This window comes from Streptomyces sp. NPDC047917 (assembly GCF_043204345.1).
In the GTDB taxonomy this organism is placed as follows: Bacteria; Actinomycetota; Actinomycetes; order Streptomycetales; family Streptomycetaceae; genus Streptomyces; species Streptomyces sanglieri.
The window spans coordinates 1-16,185 of sequence record NZ_JBIDCA010000028.1 but is presented as its reverse complement, the minus strand read 5'-3'; the positions used below and the strand labels follow the sequence as shown (position 1 = coordinate 16,185).

The following is a 16,185-nucleotide window of genomic DNA, read 5'->3' as shown; positions in this document are numbered from 1 at the left end:
ATGCCCCGGTCCCGGCTGTGTGCCGTCGGTGTTCCCGCCCCTGCGGCGGCCCGCCTGGTCATGCTGCTGCGCTCTGCATGGGCTGGGAGTGGATGTGCGCTACGGCCTGTTCGTCGGCGGGCAGCGTGACCTGCATGGCGCCGATACGCCCGGTCAGATCGCGGTGCAGGCACTCGCCGGCCCGCGCCGCGCGTTCCTCGTCGCTGAGCTCGGGGCTGTTGGGCGACAGCCCGGTCGTCACCAGGGTGAGGAGGTCTTCGTCGTCCGGGTTGCAGCCGAGGAAGCGCAGGGCCCGGCGGGCAAGGTTCGCATCGGTGTGCCGGAAGACGAACTTGCGGGGGATCAGACCGCGCAGGATCTGCCCGTTTTCGTTGTCGGACGGGCCGATGTCGTCCTCGTCATGCCCACCGAAGAGGGCACCGGCGTTGTGCTTGCGTCCGTCCTTGACCAGCTCAAGCGCCAGCGCCAGGCCCTCCGGGCTGGAGGTCAGCCACCAGCACTCGTCCCACACCACCAGGGCGAACTCGTCCAGGTCCGCGTAGGCGACCTTCCGGGACAGAGCGGCGATCAGGTACATCACCGCACGGCCGAAAATCTTCTCGAACTCCATCTTGTCCAGCCGGTCCCCACTGCCGCGCAGTTCGCTCTTGGTGGGCAGCGCGAGCGAGGACACCGAGAAGACCAGCGTGTCGGCCGCCGAGCCGCGGACCACGGGCAGCGACTCGTCGAAAATGGCACGGGCCAGGTCCTTGCGCCTCACCGCCGACAGGCGGCGGGCAGCCATCGCCGAATGCGTATCCCCTGACGCGCCACGGTTGGTGAGCTCCTCGACCAGGACCCGCATCGACGGGTGGGGCTCGGCCAGCACCGCCTCGACCGCCTCGGACAAGGCGATGCCCTCATCACTCATGGGGGCCAGCCCCAGCAGCAGCGTCAGGAACGACTCGGTGAAGCGCTGCGCTTCCCGCCCGGTGAAGATCCGCAGCGGGTCGAGCGAGACGGCGGCCTGGTCGTCGATGGTGATGCACTCGGTCTCACCCGGGCATGCCTGCGCGTAGCGGAGCCATTCCTGGCGCGGGGTCCGGTCCACGATCACGGCCCGGCCGCGCCGGGTACCGCCCCGCACCCGCCGGCCCGCGGCGAGCACGGAGTAGACGGCCGATTTCATCGCGGTCGTCTTGCCTGCACCGAGCTCCCCGATGAACGCGGCGGTCGCGGAGGTGTTCTCCCGCGGGCCGCGCGTCCAGTCCGTCAGCACCGGCCGGACCCCGCCGCCGGCCAGCTGCAGCCCGAACAGCGGCCCGGTGGCGTCGCCGAGTCCGCTGCCCGTGAACGGTCCGGCCATCGCGAAGTCCCGCGCCACCAGGTATTGCGCGTACTGGGCCATGACCTGCGGGGTGCGGGTACCGGGCAGCATCCCGTGCCAGAGATTTTCCTGCTCGCCGCGCGGCCGGGTGAAGGTGTACTCGTTGCCGGCGAAGTGCCCGGCGAGCTCCCCGGCCCGCCGCTCGGCCTCCTCCGGGGTGCCGCCCCACACGCACAGGGCGGTCATGGCCCGGACCTCGACCTCCGTCTGTGAGGCGGTCAGCCGCTCGCGGTACTCGTCCAGGCTTCCCACTGCCTTGTCGATGCTGGCCGGGACGCCCGCGGTCTCGCCGTCGTACTCGCTGTACTGGTTGGCGAGTTCGCGCGCCTGACGCCTTGTCTTCGCCTCGGCCTCGGTGCCGGAGGAGACACTCAGGCGCACCACCCAGTCCACCGGGAACGAGAACGCGTCCAGCGACGACAGATACTCAGACCCCGGGAACACGAACTGATCGGGCATCTCGGAAAGGGCGAGCATCACCTGGTACGAGGGCCCCCACTCCGTGGTCACCTCCAGCCACCGCCGCGCGAACGGATTCGCCCGCCCCGCCTTCCGCCGGCCCGCACGCTTCCCCGCCCGGCCGTACCCGCCGTCACCGCTGCCCGAGACCTGTTCTTCGTCGAGCAGGTTGCCGCCCTCGGCGAGCACCACCTGACCCAGCGCCGCCGCACCCCGCCCCCGGCCCCGCATCCGAGGACCCGCCCCGTCCGGCAGCACCGGTTCGAGGACACCACGACGGGCACTGTGCCCGTAGATCCACAAGACCTCAGCAGTCGTCGCCGGACGCAGAGCAATAGCCGAAGGCCACACCGACGCCATCCGCTGCGCCTGGGCCAGGCGCTCGTCCTCCTCGCGCGCCGACACCGGCCGCGGCAGCAGCCCCAGCTGCAGGGCCACATCCGCCCGCGCCGCCGCGAAGACCTCCCGCGCCGACTCCCCACGCGTCATCGGCAGCGGCACCGCCAGCCAGTCCGTACGCCCCGTCAGCTCCAGCTGCTCCAGCTGCCCCCGCAGCACACCAGTGGCCTGCCGGTACCGGGGAGACGCCACCAGGTCGATGCCCTCGGTCATCTTCGCGACCACGCTCGCCGGGTCGACGGCCGGACACAGACTCAGCAGCATCGACTCACCCCTGAGCGCCTTGACCAAAGCCTCCAGCTGCCCCAGCCGCTGCTCCTTCGCCCGCCGCGACGTATGGACGGCATCCGCCCCCGCCACCTGGTAGACCGCCCAGACCTGACCGTGCACCGTCCACATCACGTTCCCGGCCACATGCCGGATCGGCATCCGCATCGCGGATCACTCCCCTCGCTGCGCCACGGGCGCATCACTCGCGCTGAACTGGTTTTCGCGGCGGCGGGCGGCGAGCAGCGCCGCCGCGACCGGAGCCGGCCGCCGACCACCCGCTCCAGGTGCTGCACCGTTGGCCACCGGTGCGCTCTTTGCCGAGGTGTTGCGCCCGGCGGCCATCCCGCGGGAGGCCGCACCGGGCGACCGGACCGGACGGGGCACACGCTCGCCCGCGCCCCCGCTCCCCGCTCGGGACGGCGGTGCGCCCCAGGTGACGCTGCACACCCCGATCAGCGGGCGGTGACCGCCCAGCGCCTTGAGCGGGCGCCCGCCCAGCCGTCCGCCCGACGGCCGCGTCATCAGTGAGGCGGAACTCGCGGCGACCGCCAGCGGGTTACGGCCGTCGACCTGAACATGGCGCACCAGCAGCGACAACCCGTAAGGCCCACCAATCGCGATCACGTAGTTGAACAGCCCGAAATGAGCCCACACCCCGCGCGTCAGCACCAGGCCCGCGAGCGAGACGGCCAGGACCACGACCTGCGGCACCGTGTACGGGCCGCCCCAGATCCGTCCCCGCCCACCGGGCCACTTCCCGATCATCAAAGGGTGACGGCGCGCCCGGGTGTAGCACCGGCCGACCAGTACCTGCGGCGACGATTCCGCGGTGCCGCTCATCGCAGCTCACCGAACATCTGCCACACCATTGCCGCGCTGATGAATACTGCTCCCGAAGCGGTCAGCAAGGAACGGACCTTGGCCCACACGTACGAGACGGCGAACCGGACGAACAGCACCGCCACACACCCGGCCAGGAATCCGTTCACCGCCGGTCACCGGTCACCGGCTCGATGACCCGGACCACCGAGTAACCGGCACCCGCGCTCTTGGTGGTGCCGCTGTCCGGCGCGATTTCCTCGCCCACGCTGTCGCGGAACACCGCCGCGTTCATCACCGCGAACCACAGCGCGGCTCCGCCGACGAGTGCCACGCCGGCGGACACCAGCGACTTCGTCTTGGCCCAGGCAGCCACCGCTGCCGCGACCACCATGAGCGACATCACCGAGCCGACCAGCAGGCCTGTGATTTTTTGGGTGAGCTGGTCGACGTCGTCGATCGCCCCGGCCAGCACCGTCACATCCATCACTGCGTGCTCTCCTTCGTTCCGGCCCCGGCCGGCTCGTTGCTGAGCACGGGGGCGCCTTCCACGGATGCGATCTCCCAGCGCCCGTCCCGCGCGGTGATCGTGATTGCGTACGTCAGAGGCCGCTTCTGACCGTCGGCATCGGACGCGGTGATGTCGACGAGGAGCTGCCTGCGCGCCCCGTCCGACTGCGGCCCGGCGCTGCCCGGGTCGTTCGTGCCGACCTCGGCAAGCCGGGCCACCTCGACCTGCGTGTACGGAGCGGGCGACACCGCCGCCAGGGCCGTACCGGGGGACAGGTACCGGTCGAGCTCACCACTGCCGGCGAGATACGCGGCGAAGAATCCCGCGAGCGTCTGCCCAGCCGGATCGGAACTGCGGACCGGGACCGACTGCCCGTACGCCAGCACCGGAGCCTCACCGGACAACGGCGCGCCCACTTCGGCCGGCAGAGCCGCAGCCGCCAGAGCGCCCCCCGCACCGGTCCTGACCGGGACCTGGAAATACCGCAACACCGGCCCGGCCTCGGCCTCGTCCGGCCCCGGCTTCTTCTTCCCGTCCGCAGCACCGGCCGGGGCCACCCGGGCAGCCACGGTCACCGACCAGTAGCCGGAGGACACGAGCCGCACCCGCACCGCCGCGACCTCCTGCGCTCGCTGCACCCCCGGGTCAGCCGTCAGGCTCACCTCACGGGCATTCGGCAGGAACGGCGCCAGGGACTCCTCCGTGCCCTCCCCGGCCGTCAGGTACGCGCTCACGAACAGTTCCGCGAACCCGCCCGGCCCCGCCGACTGCCCGGCCGCCGGCTGCTCCTGCCGGACCGGGGCCGCAGCCGGCACGACCGCGGGCCGGGACACCAGCGCCCAACCCGCCAGCACCGGCCCGGCCACCAACAAGGCCCAGGCCGTACGGCGGAGCACCGTCACCGTGTTTGCCGCCGCGCCCAGGGAACCCAGCGCCCAACCGCCCGCCTCGGCCGGCAACACGTCCTGCGCGTGCTCCTTGCGGCGCTTCACGGCTGCTCCTGCCACATCCGGGCAGCCAGCCGGTCCCGCGCCGCCTTCGGCAACGCCGCCCAGCGGGCGAACGCCGCTTGCGCCGGTTCCGCGTCCTCATCGAGATAGGCGCGCATGGACGTCGCGGTTCGGTCCGCGAACGGCGCCATCTCCAGCTGCACCACCAGATCCCGCAGCCGCTGACGTGCCTGCATCAGCAGCTCGAAGTCCGTACCGTCCTCTGCCGCGGGCATCGGATCCGCCATGTCCTGCTCACTCCTCCTCAGCCTGGGTGCGGCAGCCGTTCCGCCACACACCCGGACCAAGGAGCCCCCACGGCCCAGACGTGACAGCCGAAGACGAGAAATCTGAGGAATCGTCATCACGCGGCCTGCACCCACTGGTCAGCGATCGGCCGTAGCTGCCGTACGGTTCGGCTGCGGCGCTGTCGCCACGTCACCGCGGACACACCGGCCTGCTCCGCACTCTCCCGCGCCCCGTCCCGCGACTCGTCCGCGATCACCCGCGCCCGCACCACGTCGAGCAGGCCAGCGGCCACGGCCCACACCAGCAGCTCGACCAGCTCGCCCCGCGCACCGTCCGGGACCTCCTCGGCCCGGAGCAGCCCGGCCTCGGTGGCCTGCCGCCGAAGGACGGTTCGCCAGACGGCCTCTGTCGGATCGTCCGCCGCCGGCTCGCCGGGTACGGCTGCGGATTCGAGGACGGGGTGCCACGGCACCGTGTCCGGCTCCGCCTCCGCCTTCAGCTCGCGGCTCGCCATGTGCAGCGTCTCCAGGAGCAGCGTCGCCGCGGCCCCGCTCATCCGATGCAGCGGATACCGCCGCACCACCTGATACAGGCACGCCACGACGACCTGCCCCGTCTCGTCGAAATCCCGGCCGGCCCGCAGCAGCCGCTGCGTCAGCCGCACCGCGCCCGGCAGCATCGCCTGCACCACCATCCGCGCGGCCACCTGCGCCCCGGCCCCCTCACCGGCCGCACGCTCCAGGAGCACCCGCATCCACCGGTCACTGTGCACACGCCCCTGCGCCCGGTCCCGGCGCTCCAGCTCGGCCAGGAGCTCCGCCAGACCGTGCGCCCGCTCGTCCGCGGAGAGCACCCCGCCCTCGCGCAGCCAGCCGAGCACCATTTCGGCGCGCCCGGCTCCGGCGCAGACCAGCGCCCATTCGGCGTCCAGCGACTCAAAGATCCGTGGTCCAGTCACGACAGCTCCCCGTTCAGGTGATGTCGTGAACTCTTCTCAGCGCCCCTGACCCGACCGCTGACCCAAACCCCTGAACGCGCAGGTCACAGGGTTGCCCAAATGCTGACCCACGCTGTATCCCGCGCGCTTGCGCTGACCCGCGGCCGTATCAGCGGAGTTGGGCCCGTCAGTCGGGGGTTGCGCGCCTTACCCGTCACTGCCGCACTCTGCTGCCCGGCACCACGGACCAGTTGCACCTCTGACCCAACTGCTGACCCAATCCGCAAAGTTGCAGGTCACAGCCTCATGAATGGGCGTCCTGCGATGGCAGAGTTGAACCCCCCCAACAGGACTTGCGCTGCTAACCCCCGGCTCGCCCATCATGCTCACCACCCCGCGACGCCCGTCGCGGCCAAACGCTGCGCGGATTGCGACGCAGATAACCAGTGGCAACGCGATAGCAGTTCTATGGAGCCCATTCAATACCTGGCGAAAACAAAGATGCAGGTCAGAGCCATTGAATGAGCGCCCCGAAATCCGAAAAGTTAAGCCCGCCATCCGAGCTTGCGCCGCTAACCCCCGGCTCGGTCATCGTGCCGCCACCACCCCGCGACGCCCGCCGTCAAGCACTCGCGAATCCACTTCAACCGCCCTGCGAACAGGTCCGGATCGGATTTTCGCGAGAACTGGATCGAACGGCCGTCAGCCCGGACTGTGGCCACCGCGCTCACCCGGAGCGCACCTACTCAAGGAGAGATTCCGTGTCCTCGCTCGCCCTGCTGATCCTGCTCGCCGTGGTCCTCACCATCGTCCTGGTCGTCGTCATCGTCCTGACGATGGGCTGCCTCGCCTACGTCACCCACCGCCACCCGTCCCTCACGCCGCCGTTGACGGTCGCCATCGGCGGCGCGAACTGCCTGATCGCCTGCGTCGCCGTCGCCGTCGCTGCCGTTGCCGCCGTCCTGATCACCCGATGACGCCGCGCACCGCCCGTTCCCGGGCCGGGCCGACGGCCACCGGGCGCCCGGTCCGGGCCCCGCCACAGAGCTGCACCAGCGGCCGGACCGGTCCGGCGGGCAGCGGGTCAGCAATCGGGTCAGCGCGTCGCAGACGTCAGGAGGACGGAACAGGCCGAGCCTTGTCGAGTTGGTCCAGCGCCCGGTACAGCGCCCGCACCAGCCGGGCCCGCTGCTGCGCGTGCGCGAGGGTGGTCTGGGAGGTCACCGACAGGCGGCGCTCCGCTTCCTGGAGGACCTGCTCGGCCACCGGCCGCAGCTTGCTGTCCTTGGGCAGGGCCTCGAAGTGCTGGCTGACTTCGGCGGCGACGATTCGGGCGTGCCCGGTGAGGAGCAGAGCGATCTGCGCGCAGTCGCCGGCCCGCAGACCGCTCGCGTCCTTCCGTGCCAGCATCGCATCGACCAGCGCCATCATGGGCGCGCGGTCGAGCGGCAGCTGTTCGGCCAGGAGCGCCTCGGGGTCGTACAGCACTGCGTTCATGACCGTGCTCCCTCTGGTTCCAGGCCGGTGACCAAGTCGGTGGGGTCGGTGGCGATGACGAACAGCCCGCGGTCCAGCAGCCAGGACCGTTGCGTGTTCCAGTCGTGCCAGCGGTAGGCGATGTGCGCGAATGCGGGGACGATGATCCCGGCTACCTGGCCGCCGTCCACCGCTGCGCGGATCCGTGCCCAGCCCGGCCGCAGTTCCGTGTCCTGGTCGAGCGGCCCAGTGTCGGTCACCTCACAGCCGGCCGGAACGGCCCAGCCCTGCGCATGCGCGTGTGCGGCCAGGGGCGCCGTCACCAAGTGCTTCGTGCCCGGCACCGGGACCACGGCATACAGTGCCACCGCAGCCACCGGCGCGACGGGGGCCCCGCCCACTGCCGGGGCGCGGAGGGCTGCGATCTTCCTGCGAACCCTGACCGGTAAGGGCCGGGCGGTGTGGCGGGACGAGTTCGGCATGGGGGCCTCTCCGGGACGGTTCGTCGGCGTACTCCCAGATAACCGCGACTCGTTCGGATGGGCTCAGGCCAGAAAGCGGGCATCTCCAGAAAAAGGACCGGACAGTTTTACCAAGCGCAGAAGAGCGGCAGGACTACCGTCTGTGCCGCGACCGGAAACCTGCGGGGGAACCGATGGACAGACAACGAAACACTCAACTCGAAGCCGCGATGGCCGAATACGGCTTCACGCACCAGGGCCTGGCCGACGAGCTCAACCGGATTACCGCCCGGATCTTCGGCGAGTCCCACCCCCGCAAGTGCACCGACCGCCACGTCAGACGCTGGATCAGCGGCGAAGTCCGATGGCCCTGGACCCGCTACCTTCACGCACTGGAACAGCTCTTCGACCGACCGGCGCAGGCACTCGGCTTCATCCCAAGAGGCAGGAACAGCGCGACCCTGCCGGCCCCGCCGCGGTCTCCCGCACCGACGAAGGAGGCGCCCGTGCGCCGCCGCCGCTTCATCACCGCGACCGCCGCCGCGACGGTCGCCCTCGCCCTCAACATCGACGAAACTCCTGTCAACGGCCGGATGTCGATGAGCGACGTCGAACGCGCCCGCGGGCGGATCGACCGCCTCGATGCCCACTTCAGCGCCATCGGAGGCCAACCCCTCCTGACCGTCGCCACCGACTACCTCGACCGCCTGACCACCGCGGCCGACCGCTGCACCTACGGACCCCGCGTCGAGAAGGCACTCCACACCGCGATCGCATCCCTGTGCAGCTCGGCCGGATGGGCTGCAGACGACGCCGGAGACCTCGACGCAGCACACCTGTGGCGTACCACCGCACTGCAAAGGGCCATGCTCGGCACCAGCCACCAAGCCCAGGCACGCGCCTGGTCCGACCTCGCCATCCACGCCCGCCGCGGCGGACACGACCGCGAAGCCCTGCGCATCAGCCAGACCGCCCTCACCAGCCGCGAAGCCCGCCAGGACCCCCGCTACGCCGCCCTGCTCCAATCCCGCCTGGCCATCAGCCACGCCCGCACCGGCAACCACCCGGCAGCAGCCCGCGCCCTGCTCGCCGCCCAGACCGAATACGACCGCATCAACCCCACCGAACCCGCACCGCGCTGGCTGAACTTCCTCACCGCCGCAGAGATCAGCGGACTCGCCGCCATCACCCACCAGGCAATGGGACACCTCGCCGACGCCGAGACCGCCACCACCCAGGCCCTCACCCTCCTCGAACCCCGCCTGCGCCGCAGCCGCGCGTACTACAGCGTCCAGCTCGCCGAACTCCAGATCGCCCAGGGAAACACCGCCGGCGCCCGAACCACCGCAGCCACCATCGACACCGCGCACATCGGCAGCCGCGCCATCACCAGCCGACTCGCCACCATCCACCACACCCTCGCCGCGTAGGAGAACCGCCCGCAGTGACCGCTGACATAGAACTCCGCCACTACACCACCCACCGCACCACCCAGCTGCGCACGCTCCTACTGGACGTCTACGCCGAGGTGTACGCGAAGGAAGCACAGACCGACCCGTTCTGCGCCGTCGACCGGTTCGCCAAAGGACTCACCAGCTGGATGACCGACCCCGGCTGGACCTGCGTCGTCGGCTACGACCACGGACAGCCCGTCGGCTACGCCTACGGAGCTCCGCTGTATCCCGCCAGCGGATGGTGGGGCGGACTGCTCACCGACGTACCCGCCGGCACCATCACCGAGACCGGCACACGCACCTACGCACTCAGTGAGCTGATGGTCCGCAGACCCTGGCGCAAGACCGGCACCGCCCGCCGGCTCCACGACGCGCTGCTTGCCGCCCGGCCCGAGCAACGCGCCACGCTCCTGGTCCTTGAGGACCATCCCAAGGTCCGGGCACTATACGAATCATGGGGCTGGCAGACACTGGGCGACCTACGCCCACGCATCCCGAACGCGCCGCTGTTCCACTCCATGCTGCTGGACCTCCCACCAGACCACGGGCCCGTCGTCGCCACCGTTCCACCCGTAAAGCCCTAGCGGGCCTGCCGGTTGCTCAACAGGTTGCCTAACAGGTTGCGCAACGGGTTGCCTAACAGGTTGCGCAACGGGTTGCCCAACAGGTTGCCAAGGGTGGATTCGCTTGACCGCTGTTTTCGCAGGTCAGCGGCGTGGGTCAGCGCGACGCAGACGCCGACACCTCTTTCCCCGAAGGGGAAGAGCACCCTTCTTCTTCCCCGGCCTGGGCGCCGGCCCACTGTGCGGCGGTGCCCGCTCCCGAGTAGCCTCCGCCGGGCTCTCCGCCGGGGTCGCCGCCGGGCCCTCCGCAGGCACCAGGATCCCAACACCAGCGAACTCCGGCGTGGACAGGAGGACACCCATTCCGGACCACGCGGGCGCGCCCCCCTCCTCCCCGCGCGACATAACGGCCCCGCCGGGCAGATAGTCGACACCGGCCAAGGTCACCGGGACGCCCCACACTTCCGGATACAGCGGACCGTCGGCCAAAGACGCGGTGTGACTGGTCGCGTGCTTCTCAGAAAGACCATTGGCATGCCACGTGCGGCGAATTCGGTAGACGTGCCCGACCAACGGGCCATCGACCGCCACCGGGCAGCGTCCCCGGTCGTCATACCGCCTGTACCGGTACCGGGGCACGTCGTCGACGCGCATCGGCACTGCGGGTCCGTCGGAGACAGGTCCTACCGTCTTCGGGCGGGGAACGGCGACACCCGGAACCGTACCGCCGTCGCTCTCCCACGCCTCGGCGCTGCCCGGGTCGGACACGCCTGCAGGCGCTGGCGTACTGGCTTCCTTGGGCATACCAGCCGTCACGATTTCCACAGCTTCCGCTGCCTGGCCGATCGTGGTCAGCACCCGCGAGAGCTCCGCAGAGCTGCTCAGCCATCGGCCGCCCACACACGCATCCGACCGGGAAGCGTCGTACATGCCGTCGGTCCACACCGCGACGATTTCACCGGCCATTGGTCCGCCGGCCCGTTCGAGCGCTCCTGCCGCACGCACGATGACGGTGTTGGAACCGTGCCGCTCCATTGCGACAGTCCACCCGTTGGCCACGGCAGTCTCGGCGACGTAGACAGCCGCGCGCGGTAGCCACACACCGGGCGCTGCCTCAACCTCAGCGCATACTCCATCGGCGTCCAGCACGGCGAGTGCTGCGCCGTCCAGCGGCTTACCCTCCGCCGGGATGCGGGGGGCCTTCCACGGCTGTACCAGCGGACGCGACGCGCGGGTAACGGCTTGCTTGAACTCCGTCCCGGGGCCACGCCCGTGCTTGGTCTTGGTGGGGATGTCAGTTGACTTCAAAAGCCGTCCAGCATCCTTCGCAGCAACCGCACCGGCCAGCACACCAGCGAACCGCGCGTCCGTCTCCGCCACGGTGTTCGCCTCGGTGGACAGTGCAAGCGCGATGGCCGTACGGCCGTCCGCCGATACCCAGCGCGACCGGTCGTCCCCCTCCCCGGAGAACAGCCGTGCAGTGCGCGTACGCATCGCTTCCATGTCCGCCACCGCGCGCTCCGCTGCCTGCTCCCAGCGCTGCGCCTCCCAGCGTGCCTGATCGGCGTCCATGGTGGCGGACGCTGCAACCGACGCAGCACGCTCCGACCAGCCACGTGCGTCCGCGACATCGACACCCAGCATGTTGCCCTCGCGCACGTCCAGGACGAGCGCGCGCATGTCGACCATCCATGCGTGCCGATCCCGCGCGATCAGGTCGAGCCGCGCCGCATCCGCCTCCGCCCGTGCGACGCACTCGGCAACCGGCACAACCCGCGGCCCCGTGGCCACCGGTGCAGCGGCGAGGGGGACGCCGGCCGATGCCTCGGCACGCTCCGCCGCCTCCGCCTCGGTACGCTCCGCGTACTCCGCCCACGCGAACAGTTCGGCAACCTGACGCGCATCCCGCTCACACCCGATCGCCAGCACCCGCGCACGATTGGCACAGTCACGGGAGCGCTGCGGGTCGGTCACCGCGGACCCGTCGTACGGCTCCCACCGCGCCGCACAGTCGACGTCGTACGCCACACGCGACCGACGATCGATATGCCCAAGCAACGCACGCGCCTCCGCCGCCTCCGCCTCGGGCAACAGGTCGACCGGCCGCGCCGCCCACGCACTAAGCGTGTACATCATCAAATCGCGCGTGATTGCGTATGCCTCCGCCGCCCGCCCAGAGTGCTCCGCCGCCGCCTGCGCCGCCTTGGCACACTCCGCCGCACGCTGCGCCGCTTCACGCTCGACCGGACGCTCGGCCGCGCGCTGCGCCTCGATTGCAGTCTCAGCAGCACGCACCGCGGCCCGCCGTTCCTCCGCCTCGGCCGGTGCCTCCTCCGCGGCGAGTACCTCCTCCGCCGTGTCCCAGTCTCCGGCCAACATGAGCTGACCTGCATCCATCAGGGCGGCATCCTCGGAGTCCAGCAGATAGCCGACGCGCACCGCCTCGGCATCCACCACACGCGCCACGGTCGACCCCGCACGGTCGAGAACCGCGAGCATGACCGCGCGGCACCCGCACTGACCGACAGCACACGCACCGCACTGAGAACCCCGGGCGTGCGAACCGCACGGCGTACGGCGCACGAAACACCCACACATGAGGCAGACACGATCGGCCGTCTCACGTGCCGCCTCGGCCCAGTCCTGCGCCTCCTCGGCCGCCTCCTCAGCCTCTCCCAGAAGCTCACGCGCGGTGTCCTCAGCCTCAACGGCGGTACGCCGGAACCCCTCGTCCAGACCGAGCTCCTCAACCGCGCGCGACGCACCCTGAATCGCGCGACGCTGCGCCTGAACCCGACGCAGCACGGACTTGGCCCGCTTGACGTACTCGGGCGCGCGTCCGGCCGCCTCCTCGGCCGCGTCGGCCCAGTCCTCCGCTTCGTGCGTCGTGAGCGCGGCCTCGGCCGCTTCCCCCGCCTCGCACGCCTCGGCATGGCACCCCTCCGCCCCCTTCACGGCATTACGAGCGTCGGCAAGCGCGTCCGTGATCCTGCGCGACGCGTCATTCAGTACAGCGAGGGCGGACGTCGCGGTACCAACCGGCGGGGCAACGTCCACCGCACCGGGCGCGGCATCTGCAGCGGTCCGGTACCAAGCCACGGTGTCGCGGTAACCGCGGTCGGCTGTCGCCCATTTACCCATGCACCACGTGTACCGGCCCGTACGGGAGTCGGACTGCGCGGATACCACCAGCGTCCATGTATTGCGCTCCTCGTTCCGTTCGGTCGTGGCGTCCCAGCCTCGGTTCGTCGCCGCGGTGGCGAGCGTTCCCAGGTTGTGAGGGGCGTTGGTCGACAGTGCCTCAGATACGGGCATCGGGAGCGTGTTCACGGTCATTCCGCAAGTCCTTCCGAGGAGATGCCGCGGGGCTTGGCCCCGTGCGGTCGGTGCAGTCCCACCGTAGTCAAGTTTCAGTATCACTTCAAGTGCAACTTGAAGTGATACTGCAAATATTCGGGAGGAGTGCAGTAGCGGACGAACTGTGACCACAGGTGATCTTGCTGACTCCGCAGCACCCCCCGTCCATCAGCAGAGAGATCTCACCGCAGTGATCATGGTCAGTAGGGAACACTGGAGAGATGAAGACTTCCGCTGCCCGTGACACGTGGGTGAGCTACGGCCAGAACAGCGTCGACAGCGGGCCTACGCGAACGTTCTTCTGGGACTGGTACCAGCGCGCTGGGCACGGCGCGGAGCTCCTCGGCGACATCACCAACCGCGCAGTGGTGGAGGTGGGAGCAGGGGCCGGCAAGCAGGCTGCAGCCCTGGTGCGGGAGCTTGATCCCGCACAGGTCACCGCGGTCGACAGTTCACCGGCCCAGCACGCCCGTGCCCGCGAGCTCCACGACGACCTCACGGAACTGGAAATGGTCCACGCCGACGCCGCGGCCTACCTGCAACAACGCCCCGGCGCCTTCTACGTCTGCTACTCGGTGTTCGGAGCCATCGACTTCGCGGACCCGCACATTCTCCTTCCGGCCATCGGCAACGCTCTTGCCCCCGATGGCCGACTGGTCTTTTCCACGCTCGGGCACTTCCACAGCGGGCACCCCGCAGAAACCGATGCCCGCCCCACCAAGATCCCGGTGCGCCAACCGGACGGGACCACGGGCACCCTGAACCGCTGGGTCCTCGGCATCCCGGTATGGACCAAGCTCCTCGAAGAAGCCGGCTTCGAGATCGTGGCTACCCTCACCGTGGACGACCCAGGAACCGACGGCCGACCCGCGATCGCGACGAACATCTTCCGCGCACACCGCAGCAACTGAACCGACACCCGTCAGCTGCGCAGCGCCCGGGTCAGCTCAAAAGCCTCGGCCGACCACCTCCAGTCCACAAGCTCCAGGACATCGCCGGCGGCACCGACCAGGACGTGCAGCACCCGCTGCAGACACACACCCCGCGGCAACGCCAAGACGTCTCGCTCGGCCACCGTCGCAGGGCGCGCCGTAATCGTCTCGCTGCGCCGCAGCGTCCCGTCCCCAGCCGCTTCAACAGCTGCCTGAATACTGTCCAGCGCCTCGGGACCGTCAAGACCTGCAGCGCGGGCAATCGAAGCTGGCACGTAGCGGGTAGCCAGGCGCAGCACGGTGCCCCCCGGAGTGCCCAGCAACCGTTCATGAACGAAGACCTCATCACCCAACGAGAGCCCCATCCTGGCCGCCACGTCGCCCGGAGCAGGCCTGTACGCCACCGACTCAGGGCGCAGCAACACCAAACCCTCCTCGAAGCCCCTGCGCCCGATTGGGAGCGCCTCAGGGGAGGGCACCTGACGCACCACGGTGCCGCGCTTGCGTACGGCCTGGACCAGGCCCTCATCTTCCAGTTCGGTGATGGCCTGTGAGGCAGTCTGCTTGGCCATCCCGTACTCGGTGGCCAGATCCCTCAGATGCGGCAGAACATCGCCAGGGGCGTACTCGCCCCTGGCGATGGCGGCACGCAGATCGTTGGCCAACTGCCGGTAGGCGGGCACTCGTTGCACAGTCTCCGGGGAACTCATGCAGACACTATATTCCTAGGCCTATAACCGCAGCGCCTTGAGCAGCAGAACAGCCCCGCGCGGCTCTCACGCGGCGCAGCAGGCTCTGAATCCCTTATTTCGAGGAAATCGCAAAGCCTAGAAGCGAATTGCATGCATAAAAGAGAACGCCAGAAACTTGCATGGCGAATTATCAGCATGGGGAATGTATGGAGATCGAAGAATTGGGCGCAGCGAAGTACTGTCCTGTCTTTCTTCTCTTTTGCGCGCGCTCTGCTCCGCAGAGACGTCGCGCCGCCGCTACGCGGCGGTTCAGCGCGCTACCGCGCTGAATGAATCAAAGCCGCTACGCGGCTTCCGAGTTGGCCGCGCTCCGCGCGTCGTGGGGGTGCAGGAATTCCCCGGACTTTCTTTAGTCCTAGGTTTATCAGGCCGCCCTCCGGGCAGAATAATCCTAGGACAAAGAGAGCGAGCGAAGAGCCCGCCGGTCCTAAGCGAAGGAGTCGACAGATGACCATCACTGCACAGGCCCCGCACCGTGACCCGCGCAGTTTCGTTGCCCCGGAGGTATGGGAGCGAGAGGTCGCGCTTCTCGTGCGTGACCTTCCCTACGACAAGGTGATGGCTAACCGAGTCTTCGGTCAGGCAGTCGCCTACCTCATCACCGCGATGGAGAAGCGCGGCGAAGGTCTGGGAATGGGATGCGGGCCGCTGGTGGACAACGGCGTTCACGTCTTCATCTTGGACACCCGTAACTACCAGGAATTCTGCGCGAAGAACCTGGGCGAATTCCTGCACCACGTTCCGGAAGTCGAGTTCAAGGTTGACGGTTCGGTGGAGCGCACCGCCGAAATCATCGCGTCCAATGGATTTGAGGTGGACTGGGCGCTGTGGGAAGCAGACGCGTCTCAGTGCACGCCCTGCCGTCCCGGTGAAGACGGGCACTGAAATGGTGGTGCGTCTCAAGGCCATAATCTATCTGGCCTTGCAGAATGACGCACCATGACCTGATGGATCATCAGTAAGAGGAGAGGACCCCTCCTCTTACTGATGATCAGGCCCACGCTCCGCGTGGGCCGTTTGGGCCCGGGTCGCTCCGCGACCCGGGCCCATGTCAGGATCGCGGAGCGATCCTGACATGGCGTCACGGAGTGACGCCAACTCCCCGACGGAGTCGGGGAGTTTCTCCGGCGCTCCGCGCCGGAAACCGCCGCGTAGCGGCGGCGCGTCGCGTCTGCGGAGCAGACCGCGCGC

Annotated in this window: 16 protein-coding genes; 5 read left to right on the top strand and 11 right to left on the bottom strand. The window is 69.4% G+C overall.

Annotated features, from left to right (window positions below):
- Positions 1-58: 58 nt before the first annotated feature.
- From ACGF8B_RS41085 to ACGF8B_RS41055, 7 genes are all read right to left on the bottom strand, one after another.
- Positions 59-2,659: an ATP-binding protein gene (locus ACGF8B_RS41085; protein ID WP_392747926.1), complete on the bottom strand. Its 2,601-nt coding sequence runs from the start codon at positions 2,657-2,659 to the stop codon at positions 59-61.
- A 6-nt stretch (positions 2,660-2,665) separates the two neighbouring features.
- Positions 2,666-3,334 carry a hypothetical protein gene (locus ACGF8B_RS41080; protein WP_392747924.1) on the bottom strand — a complete coding sequence of 223 codons (669 nt, stop codon included), beginning with the start codon at positions 3,332-3,334 and terminating at the stop codon, positions 2,666-2,668.
- Positions 3,331-3,483, bottom strand: a complete 153-nt coding sequence (locus ACGF8B_RS41075) for a hypothetical protein (RefSeq protein ID WP_392747922.1) — start codon at positions 3,481-3,483, stop codon at positions 3,331-3,333. The genes ACGF8B_RS41080 and ACGF8B_RS41075 overlap by 4 nt, the downstream gene beginning before the upstream one ends.
- Positions 3,480-3,803 (bottom strand): hypothetical protein, encoded by a 324-nt coding sequence (locus ACGF8B_RS41070; protein ID WP_392747920.1) that lies wholly within the window; start codon positions 3,801-3,803, stop codon positions 3,480-3,482. The genes ACGF8B_RS41075 and ACGF8B_RS41070 overlap by 4 nt, the downstream gene beginning before the upstream one ends.
- Positions 3,800-4,816: a conjugal transfer protein gene (locus ACGF8B_RS41065; RefSeq protein ID WP_392747918.1), complete on the bottom strand. Its 1,017-nt coding sequence runs from the start codon at positions 4,814-4,816 to the stop codon at positions 3,800-3,802. The genes ACGF8B_RS41070 and ACGF8B_RS41065 overlap by 4 nt, the downstream gene beginning before the upstream one ends.
- Positions 4,813-5,061, bottom strand: coding sequence for a hypothetical protein (locus tag ACGF8B_RS41060; RefSeq protein WP_392747917.1), 249 nt, complete (start codon positions 5,059-5,061; stop codon positions 4,813-4,815). The genes ACGF8B_RS41065 and ACGF8B_RS41060 overlap by 4 nt, the downstream gene beginning before the upstream one ends.
- A gap of 116 nt (positions 5,062-5,177) precedes the next feature.
- Positions 5,178-6,020: a hypothetical protein gene (locus tag ACGF8B_RS41055; RefSeq protein ID WP_392747915.1), complete on the bottom strand. Its 843-nt coding sequence runs from the start codon at positions 6,018-6,020 to the stop codon at positions 5,178-5,180.
- Between the two features lie 740 nt (positions 6,021-6,760).
- On the opposite strand from ACGF8B_RS41055, the gene ACGF8B_RS41050 reads away from it, so the two are divergent.
- Positions 6,761-6,976 (top strand): hypothetical protein, encoded by a 216-nt coding sequence (locus ACGF8B_RS41050; protein ID WP_392747913.1) that lies wholly within the window; start codon positions 6,761-6,763, stop codon positions 6,974-6,976.
- Positions 6,977-7,112: 136 nt separating this feature from the next.
- Here ACGF8B_RS41050 and ACGF8B_RS41045 read toward each other — a convergent pair whose 3' ends face one another.
- Both ACGF8B_RS41045 and ACGF8B_RS41040 read right to left on the bottom strand, forming a co-directional pair.
- Entirely contained in the window at positions 7,113-7,496 is a 384-nt protein-coding gene (locus ACGF8B_RS41045; protein WP_392747912.1) for a DUF6415 family natural product biosynthesis protein, read from the bottom strand.
- Positions 7,493-7,843, bottom strand: coding sequence for a hypothetical protein (locus ACGF8B_RS41040; protein WP_392747910.1), 351 nt, complete (start codon positions 7,841-7,843; stop codon positions 7,493-7,495). The genes ACGF8B_RS41045 and ACGF8B_RS41040 overlap by 4 nt, the downstream gene beginning before the upstream one ends.
- A gap of 287 nt (positions 7,844-8,130) precedes the next feature.
- On the opposite strand from ACGF8B_RS41040, the gene ACGF8B_RS41035 reads away from it, so the two are divergent.
- The gene (locus tag ACGF8B_RS41035) at positions 8,131-9,366 is read left to right on the top strand and encodes a hypothetical protein (protein ID WP_392747908.1); all 1,236 of its coding nucleotides are present in this window, start codon (positions 8,131-8,133) and stop codon (positions 9,364-9,366) included.
- A gap of 14 nt (positions 9,367-9,380) precedes the next feature.
- Positions 9,381-9,974, top strand: a complete 594-nt coding sequence (locus ACGF8B_RS41030; protein ID WP_392747906.1) for a GNAT family N-acetyltransferase — start codon at positions 9,381-9,383, stop codon at positions 9,972-9,974.
- A 123-nt stretch (positions 9,975-10,097) separates the two neighbouring features.
- Here the strand turns inward: ACGF8B_RS41030 and ACGF8B_RS41025 are convergent, their stop codons facing one another.
- Positions 10,098-13,289, bottom strand: a complete 3,192-nt coding sequence (locus ACGF8B_RS41025; protein ID WP_392747904.1) for a hypothetical protein — start codon at positions 13,287-13,289, stop codon at positions 10,098-10,100.
- A gap of 242 nt (positions 13,290-13,531) precedes the next feature.
- Between ACGF8B_RS41025 and ACGF8B_RS41020 the strand changes: the two genes are divergently transcribed.
- A complete protein-coding gene (locus tag ACGF8B_RS41020; protein WP_392747903.1) occupies positions 13,532-14,221 on the top strand; it encodes a class I SAM-dependent methyltransferase in 690 nt (229 codons plus the stop codon).
- An 11-nt stretch (positions 14,222-14,232) separates the two neighbouring features.
- Here ACGF8B_RS41020 and ACGF8B_RS41015 read toward each other — a convergent pair whose 3' ends face one another.
- Positions 14,233-14,952, bottom strand: coding sequence for a GntR family transcriptional regulator (locus tag ACGF8B_RS41015; RefSeq protein ID WP_392747901.1), 720 nt, complete (start codon positions 14,950-14,952; stop codon positions 14,233-14,235).
- A 489-nt stretch (positions 14,953-15,441) separates the two neighbouring features.
- Here ACGF8B_RS41015 and ACGF8B_RS41010 point away from each other — a divergent pair, with 489 nt between their 5' ends.
- A complete protein-coding gene (locus tag ACGF8B_RS41010; protein WP_392747900.1) occupies positions 15,442-15,879 on the top strand; it encodes a glycine-rich domain-containing protein in 438 nt (145 codons plus the stop codon).
- The last annotated feature ends 306 nt before the right edge of the window (positions 15,880-16,185 follow it).

Excerpts from the sequence above, each read along its gene's own strand:
- ACGF8B_RS41025 (WP_392747904.1), bottom strand. The coding sequence starts at position 13,289 with ATGACCGTGAACACGCTCCCGATGCCCGTATCTGAGGCACTGTCGACC.
- ACGF8B_RS41020 (WP_392747903.1), top strand. The coding sequence starts at position 13,532 with ATGAAGACTTCCGCTGCCCGTGACACGTGGGTGAGCTACGGCCAGAAC.
- ACGF8B_RS41060 (WP_392747917.1), bottom strand. The coding sequence starts at position 5,061 with ATGGCGGATCCGATGCCCGCGGCAGAGGACGGTACGGACTTCGAGCTG.
- ACGF8B_RS41085 (WP_392747926.1), bottom strand. The coding sequence starts at position 2,659 with ATGCGGATGCCGATCCGGCATGTGGCCGGGAACGTGATGTGGACGGTG.
- ACGF8B_RS41035 (WP_392747908.1), top strand. The coding sequence starts at position 8,131 with ATGGACAGACAACGAAACACTCAACTCGAAGCCGCGATGGCCGAATAC.
- ACGF8B_RS41015 (WP_392747901.1), bottom strand. The coding sequence starts at position 14,952 with ATGAGTTCCCCGGAGACTGTGCAACGAGTGCCCGCCTACCGGCAGTTG.
- ACGF8B_RS41080 (WP_392747924.1), bottom strand. The coding sequence starts at position 3,334 with ATGAGCGGCACCGCGGAATCGTCGCCGCAGGTACTGGTCGGCCGGTGC.
- ACGF8B_RS41010 (WP_392747900.1), top strand. The coding sequence starts at position 15,442 with ATGACCATCACTGCACAGGCCCCGCACCGTGACCCGCGCAGTTTCGTT.
- ACGF8B_RS41045 (WP_392747912.1), bottom strand. The coding sequence starts at position 7,496 with ATGAACGCAGTGCTGTACGACCCCGAGGCGCTCCTGGCCGAACAGCTG.